This is a genomic window from uncultured Planktosalinus sp. (assembly GCF_963973675.1).
GTDB lineage: Bacteria > Bacteroidota > Bacteroidia > Flavobacteriales > Flavobacteriaceae > Planktosalinus.
This window is the reverse complement of the sequence record NZ_CAXBAN010000108.1, coordinates 1-7,727: the sequence shown is the minus strand read 5'-3', so window position 1 is coordinate 7,727 and position 7,727 is coordinate 1. Positions and strand designations below refer to the sequence as shown.

The following is a 7,727-nucleotide window of genomic DNA, read 5'->3' as shown; positions in this document are numbered from 1 at the left end:
TTCGGTATATTCAATTTTAGTAACATATTGCATGAGTTCATCCCATAACTTTTTGGAATCTTCACCGAGCAATTTTCTGTTTTCATCAGATTGTTTTTCAAGTTCCAAAGCGCTTGCTGCAGCGTTTGCTACCATGAGATAAGCTTCCGGGTTTCCAAAACCACTGAAATACACTCTGTAGTGTGATTTTGACCCTTTTTTACTGTAGAGTTCCTTAAATTTTGTTGCTATTTCTGCAATTTTTTGACGGTCTCTTGCCTTGTGAAAAAGCACCATGTTTTTTCTGTAGTTTTTACCCACAGGAGTAGTGGTCATCCCATCGGGCATATAGGAAAGATTTCCACTTAAAATGATGATGTAATCATTATGTTGGTCATAATGCTTGTCAAATTCTGCAAAGATTTCGGCAAATTTTTCATCACCCAGTTTTGCTCGTGTTTTTGGCATAAATTCTTTGCCTAAATCCTCCCAACCATCTACGGGGCTAAGAGTTATCACTCTGTTGTCATTTGTCCATAATATGTTCCAACCCTCTTCTTCCTGATTTTCTTTGGCATGGCTAGCCAGTCTTTTGGAGATTTCTTTATAATCATCAGAATTTGAGTGATAGACATGATCTACGTGAACTCTGTAGAACTGGTTTTGTGCATTTAAAAATGCGGTGCTGATTAGTACAATCAGCATTACTGTAATTAATTTGTTTATTGTTTTCATAATAAAAGGTTTTTATTGGTTACTTAATTCAGTATTCAATGTGTAGATATGTGACCAAGCAGCATCAACTGCAGCATCCCATTTTTTCCCCATTTCATCAGCTTTTTTCTTGCCTACGGCATTTTCATAGATTTTCCATGGACTGTCTCTTTTTATGTCCATTTGAGCAAACCCACTGTAAGGAGTAGAGACCATGTAGTCGGCTGCATCAAGTGCACCACCCATATAGTCATACCATATTCCTCTTGTAATACCTTCTTTGGCTTTAATGGAACTGGAAACAGCACTTATAATTTCTCTAAAAGCAGTACCGTCATTGACTTTGAAAAATGTGACCCAAACCAGTTTTGTGTCTTCTGGCATGTCTCTGCTGAATTCTGGCATGGAACGGGCGATATTATAGTTTACCTTTTCAACGTGTGGCATTATGAAGTTTAAAACTGTTGTATAACAGTCTTTATTTACTGGGTCTACTATATCCATCTCTGCCCAGTTTGCCATCACACTAGCCATTATATACACAGTGCCTTCCCCTTGCACTCTGCGCCAGATATTCCAACTTTCTTTTCCATCGTTTTCCAGGTAGCATTCTTTCCACTTTTTTACACCCTCCATAAACTGGGCGTTGTGACCTTGTTTGACTGTAATTTCACTTACGGATAAAAGGATGCTTTCATTGTTTTGTGCCGTGAGCATACTTATGCTAATAAAGGCAACAAAAACTGTGGTAATCATTAATTTCATTGTTTTCATAATAAAAGTTATTTGGTTTGTTAATAATTAGTTAATAATACCTCTAATTAACTGATATTCAATAAATATAATAAACGAGTTAGGACGAAAGGCAAGTTTCTTTGTCCGAAGGAAGGGGTTTATTTATCCGGATGGATTATTCTTAAATAGTTTGTAATCTGTTGAGTAGCTCTTCTTTTAATGCTTTACTAACGGGAATAGCTTTTTTGCCAATAACTATGTGACTTGTTGCAATTTCCTGAATTTGAGAAACATTTACAATAAAGGAGCGGTGCACCCTTATGAAGTGTTTTTCGGGCAACTTTTCATCCATATCTTTGAGGGTAGTAACCAGCAAATACTGTTTCTCCTTGGAATGAATTCGGCAGTAATTGCGTTCTGCTTCAATATAGAGTATGTCTTTTATGATTACTTTCACCATTTTTTCATGATGACGTACAAAAATACTATCACTTAATACAAAGGGCGAACCCGATTGAATCTCAGAGAGTGAGCTATCAATTTTTTCAGATTGGATGTGTGTGATAGTAAGTTCAATGGCACGTTGCAAATCCAGTTTTTTAAATGGTTTTGAGATGAATGCAAAGGGATGGGTGCCTTTCGCATTAGCAAAATGGGCGTCATCTGCATTGGCTGTTAAATAAATAACTGGAATATCTTGCTCTTGTTGCATCAACCGGATGGTTTCAATACCATCAAGTTCTCCTTTTAACTGTATGTCCATCAAGATGATATCGGGTTTGTTTTGTTTCAAGTGCTCTAAAGCCTCTTCTCCCCGAGGGATGATACCTGTGACTTCATAACCCAAAGCTGATAGTTGCAATGAAATATTGGCAGCAATAATCATTTCATCTTCCACTATCAATATTTTTACGGGTATATCCATCAGGCTGCAGCTTTAATTTTAAACTGAAATTCAACGGTTGTCCCTTTTTCTACTTTTTCAAGCATGGTTCCATTGAGTTGTTGAGTTAATAATTGTATGAGTTGGGAGCCAAAACCGGTTCCTTTGGGTGCTAATCCATTTTCTTTACCCACACCGTTATCGGCTACTTTTAGAGTAAGGGTATCTGGAGAGGATTTTAATAAACTTATTTGAATAGTTCCGTTTTTATCTTCCGGGAAGGCATATTTTAAAGCGTTTGTAAGTAGTTCATTCACAATCAGTCCAATGGGTACTGCGGTGTCCACATCGAGTTCAAGATTGTCCATGGCGCATTCAATTTTTACTTTTTCTTCGGCATTGAAGGTGTCTAGAATTCCTTCGCCCAAATTGAGGAAATAGTCTTTCATTTCAATACTGCCCAGGTTTTCGCCCTGATATAACTTTTGGTGAATGATCCCCATAGATTGCACGCGGTTTTGACTGGCCATCATTGCTTCTTTTGTGGGAGAGTCTTCCATTTGAGCAGATTGCAGTGATATAAGACTTTTCACCAATTCTAAATTGTTTTTAACACGGTGGTGAATTTCTTTGAGAAGGAGTTCGTTTTGTTTGTTTTTAAGGTCTAATTGGTTATTTAAAGCAACTAATTCTTTATTTCTCCTTTGACGTTTTTTATAGTTATAAAACACACCAAAAAGAATAATTGCCAGTAACCCCATAAGAATTACATAGAGGGTTTGAGTTTTGCGTTGTTGTGAAATTTTTTCATTTTGAAAATAGATGGTGGCGTTTTTTTGTCCGGTTTCATACTTTGCCTGTAATTCACCTTCCAGACTTTGAATGGCCCTGTCTTTAAGCTCTGTATAGGCCGTTGCATATAGCTTGTTGTATTCCAATGCATTTTTATAATCGCCCATATTTTCATAAATAGAGGAAACGTGCATATAATTTTCCCAAAGGCTTCTAATACGGCCTGTTTTGATTATTATGTCAATAGCTTCCAGATTGTAAGGGAGGGCTTCTTCATACTTACCCTGCATTAAATAAACGTGACCTATATTTGCCACTGAGGGAATGAGGTAACGCTGAAGTCCCATTTCATTAGATTGATCAAAATTGTATTGATAGTTGGCAATAGCAGCTTCAAAATCACCCAAATACTTATAGATATTTCCGCGCCAGTTGATGGATGCCATCAATGGGATGCCGGTCTCTCCCAGATTATTGTAAAGTTCAATAGAATTGTTGATGCTATTCAATGCATGTTTCAAATCATCACCCGAGAACAATTGGCTATTTGCTTTGTAACGATAGGAGAGGGCAAGGTCTCTTGTTTCACCAAGTTTTTTTTGGATTTCAATGGCTTTATTACAAAACTCAATCCCAGTGGTATATCTATTTTCATAGTATAACAAATCACACAGATGAGAAAAGCAGATTGCGATTCCTTTTTGATGGTCAATTTTTTCAAAAATTTCTAAAGCTTTATATGTTTCTTCTGTTGCCTTGCCATACTCGGTTTGAATGGAATAAATTTCTTTAAGCGCTAGATGTGAGTTGGCAAGTTCTATATCATTTCCCAATACTTCATATATATCTTTTGCCTTAAGAGTATTGACCAATGCTGAATCCAGTTTTGCATATTCTTTGTGGTAATGTGCCAAATGTAAATAGGATTTGGCAAGGGCATTTTGGTTCTTCAGTTTTTTGGATAGTATAATAGCATTATGAGAATTAATACCGAGCTGTGTAGAGTCTGCCGGATTTTTAGAATGGGTTTCTAGCCACATAAAAAGCGAATCCATTTTGATATTGTCTGTATTTTGAGATAAAACACAAACACCGTAAAAAAGAAAAGCTAATAATAAAGTAATTTTTTTCATAAGATTTATTCAACCGATTAAAAATTACTTGAGGCTGTATAAATGTAAGAAAAAATAAATTACCTATTTTTTATTTGTTTTCTTTTTAGTTTAAGTATAAAGAGACGCAGTATTCCAATACAATTATGCAAAGTCCTATTTCAAAAATCCCCCTAACTTAAAAAGACTTATTTGTGCTTATTTACCTCATCCAGTAATTTCCGGTTGAGTTGTTGCTCCCGTTCAAGAGCGCGTTGGCGGTGTAGTTCAAATTCCTTTTCGAGTTCATCGAGTTTTGTTTTTGTATCTCGAGTAACTTGATTACTGTTTTTAAACTTATAGATAAAGAAGAAAAGGATTAATGACAGTAGAATTATAACAGTCCAAACAATACTATTATAAGCTGTTTTTGAGGTTTGCATTCCTAAAAAAGAAATTTCATTTTCTCTTTGCTCAGCTACTAATAGTTTTTCATTAGTTTCAGTTAAGTTTGTTTGTATGAGGCTTAATTCAATTTGTTGGGACTCCAATTCACCCTGCATTTGGACAAGGGCATTTTTGTAAACCTCAATACTGTCAAGTGTGTTTTTCTTAAGGCTATTTAAATCGGTCTTTTTTACAACTTTGAATTCCTGATAGTTATTGGAGCGGTTATATACTTCATCAAACTGATTTTCAAGTGTGTTTTCAGTCTGAGAAATACCAAAAGTTGAAACGAGTAGTAAAATAAAAATGGAGTATATGTCTTTTTGAAGCATTTTAAAATAAATTGAAAATAGTATTCCCTATACAACAAAATTGTAAGGGAATAATTGTGTGTTGGCTACTCTTTTTTTAATCAAACAGCCATTTTTTGCTTCAAATAAGAACACTTAAGCGCGCCCGAAGGACATTTTTTTACCTGTGCGACAATTTTTTTTGTTTCGGCACCGTCCAAATCTATCCAAGGAATAATGTCTGTGCGAAAAACATCAGACAATCCTTGAGCACATTTCTCTGCGTGGATACATAGTTTTGGGTCGTAAGTCACTGTAATTTCACCATTGGTGAATTCATTATCATAGGTTTCCATAGCGGTTCATAGTTTGGGGTTATGGACTCAGTTAAAAACATATAGGCATTAACAAATTAACGTTAAAATATTAATAACATCGACATAATGATTAATATTTTCGATTAAAAGCACAAAGTAAGTGAAATGGGTTAACTTATATTTTAACTTAAAGCATCTTTATAGGTGCTTAAAGCGCGTTCCCGTGCTTCTTTGTGGTTTACCATTTCTTGAGGGTAAGAAGCTGATTCAAATTCCGGAACCCATTTTTTGATATAGGTCTTTTCTTTGTCAAACTTTTCAATTTGTGTGGTGGGATTGAAAATTCTAAAATAAGGTGCCGCATCCACACCACAACCGGCCACCCATTGCCAGTTGCCCACATTGGAGGACATTTCATAATCCAGTAGCTTTTCGGCAAAGTAGGTCTCTCCCCAACGCCAGTCGATCAACAAATGTTTGCACAAAAAACTTCCTACAAGCATTCGCACCCGATTGTGCATCCAGCCGGTTTCATTCAATTGACGCATTCCGGCATCGACTAGTGGGTAACCTGTGGTTCCTGTTTTCCATTTTTCAAAATCTGCTTCGTCATTGCACCATTCTATTCTATCATATTTTTTTTTGAAAGCCCGGCTTTGCGTTTCCGGAAAATGCCAAAGTATTTGCATAAAAAACTCCCTCCAAATGAGTTCGTTCCAAAAAGTTTCGTTCTTTTCGGAAATCGCCTTTTGAACCACCTGCCTGATGCCTACTGTGCCAAAACGAAGATGCGGACTTAACCTAGAGGTTTCATCTTTTGCAGGGAAATTTCGGGTTTTTTCATACTCCTTAATTGTAGATTTACTCAAATCATAGTCAAGCACTTTAATTTTTGACCGTTCAAATTTGATGTCACTTAAGGAAAGGTTTGGCAGCCTTGAGTGCTCGATGCAGTTTTTTAAAAAAGTTTCAGTTTCATATACTTTAAAAGAATGCTCTTTAAAACGCGCTTTCCATTTTTTCATATATGGCGTATAGACCAGATAGGGTTTTCCATCCTCTTTTACCACTTCGTCTTTTTCAAAAATGACCTGATCTTTATAGGCATAAAATCCGATGTTTTTCTCAGAAAGAAAACTTTCAATTTCCTGATCGCGTTTTAATGCATAAGGTTCATAATCATGGTTAGTGATTGTATTTTGGACATCAAAATCTTTGGTTATTTGTTTGAAAACTTCAAGGGGTTTGCCGTGATAAATTGCAATACTACTTGCGCAACTTTCTTGAAGTTTTTTGCGCATTATTTGAAGGGAATCGTGAATAAATGTAACACGGGCATCGTCTTTGGGGAGTTGTTCTAAAATTTCACTATCAAAAATAAAAACAGGCAACACAGGTAATTTTCCGTTAAGAGCTTTGTAAAATCCCACATTGTCATCCAAACGCAAATCTCTTCGAAACCAAAATATGTTTACTTTCTTGTCACTCATTTTATACTTTTATGGTGGACATCCCTCCATCAACACCAAAAACCTGTCCTGTGATCCAGTTACTTTCTTCCACTAAAAGAAAACTCGCCATAGCAGCAATATCTTTTGCTTCACCCACACGCTTTAAAGGGTGTCTTTCTGAAGCGTTTTCCTTTTTGCGTTCATCTCCCAAAAGCCGCTCTGCCAAAGGGGTGTCTGTTAATGAGGGTGCGATTACATTACATCTTATTTTTGGAGCATATTCTGCTGCAAAAGCTTTTGCAAACCCTTCAATGGCTCCTTTAGAAGCACTCACACTGGTGTGGAAAGGCATACCCATTTTGACTGCCACCGTGCTGAAAAGTACTATGCTTGCATCTTCAGACTTTAATAAATTGGGCAGAACTCCTTTCAGTGATTTTACCATGGCCATAAAATTAAGCTGAAAATCTTCTTCAAAGGTTTCGTTTCGTATATTTTTAAAAGGACGCAGATTAATGCTACCTGGGCAAAATACAAACCCGTGCAACTTCTCAGGAATATCCAGTTGAGATATGTCATCTTTTGTTGCATCAAAAGTTAGGTGTTTGATATTTTCAGAATCAAAACCGTCAAAGGTTCTGGAAGCAACAATAACCTGATTGTTTTTTGACAGTGTTTCCGCAAGGGCTTTTCCTATTCCATAGGAGCCACCTATTAAAAGTATGTTTTTACTCATTTTATAAGGGTTTATATTCACCGAATAGTTCGATGAGTTTTTTACTTCTGTATTCAAAAATTTCGTTTAGTTTGGGTTTAACCAAAATAGGATGTGCCATTTGACCTAAAATTCCCATGGGTAATTTATAATCTACTATGTCTTCCATTTCCACTCCACCTGGAATTTCTTTAATAAAATGTTTGTGGTGCCAAAGGGCATAAGGACCAAAACGCTGCTCGTCTACAAAGTATTCTTTGTCTTTAACGTGCGTAATTTCTGTAACCCATTTGGTTTTGATTCCCAAAACAGG

The 7,727-nt window shown here is 36.2% G+C and carries 9 protein-coding genes; all 9 read right to left on the bottom strand.

The annotated features are described in order from the left end of the window. Positions 1–714: hypothetical protein (locus AACY61_RS05910; RefSeq protein ID WP_339610660.1), on the bottom strand; the 714-nt coding region annotated here is incomplete at its 3' end. A 12-nt stretch (positions 715–726) separates the two neighbouring features. Then, positions 727–1,467, bottom strand: a complete 741-nt coding sequence (locus AACY61_RS05905; protein ID WP_339610659.1) for a hypothetical protein — start codon at positions 1,465–1,467, stop codon at positions 727–729. A 142-nt stretch (positions 1,468–1,609) separates the two neighbouring features. Beyond that, on the bottom strand, positions 1,610–2,353 hold the full coding sequence (locus tag AACY61_RS05900) for a response regulator (protein ID WP_339610658.1): 744 nt from the start codon (positions 2,351–2,353) through the stop codon (positions 1,610–1,612). Continuing rightward, on the bottom strand, positions 2,353–4,236 hold the full coding sequence (locus tag AACY61_RS05895; protein ID WP_339610657.1) for a histidine kinase dimerization/phosphoacceptor domain -containing protein: 1,884 nt from the start codon (positions 4,234–4,236) through the stop codon (positions 2,353–2,355). Before AACY61_RS05895 ends, AACY61_RS05900 begins: the two co-directional genes overlap by 1 nt. 167 nt (positions 4,237–4,403) lie before the next feature. Next, positions 4,404–4,973, bottom strand: a complete 570-nt coding sequence (locus tag AACY61_RS05890; protein WP_339610656.1) for a hypothetical protein — start codon at positions 4,971–4,973, stop codon at positions 4,404–4,406. Positions 4,974–5,053: 80 nt separating this feature from the next. Continuing rightward, entirely contained in the window at positions 5,054–5,287 is a 234-nt protein-coding gene (locus AACY61_RS05885; RefSeq protein WP_339610655.1) for a (4Fe-4S)-binding protein, read from the bottom strand. Between the two features lie 143 nt (positions 5,288–5,430). Continuing rightward, positions 5,431–6,738 carry a deoxyribodipyrimidine photo-lyase gene (locus AACY61_RS05880; RefSeq protein WP_339610654.1) on the bottom strand — a complete coding sequence of 436 codons (1,308 nt, stop codon included), beginning with the start codon at positions 6,736–6,738 and terminating at the stop codon, positions 5,431–5,433. Between the two features lies 1 nt (position 6,739). Next, the gene (locus AACY61_RS05875) at positions 6,740–7,435 is read right to left on the bottom strand and encodes an SDR family oxidoreductase (protein ID WP_339610653.1); all 696 of its coding nucleotides are present in this window, start codon (positions 7,433–7,435) and stop codon (positions 6,740–6,742) included. A 1-nt stretch (position 7,436) separates the two neighbouring features. Further along, on the bottom strand, positions 7,437–7,727 hold a 291-nt coding region (locus tag AACY61_RS05870), incomplete at its 5' end, for an SRPBCC family protein (protein WP_339610652.1).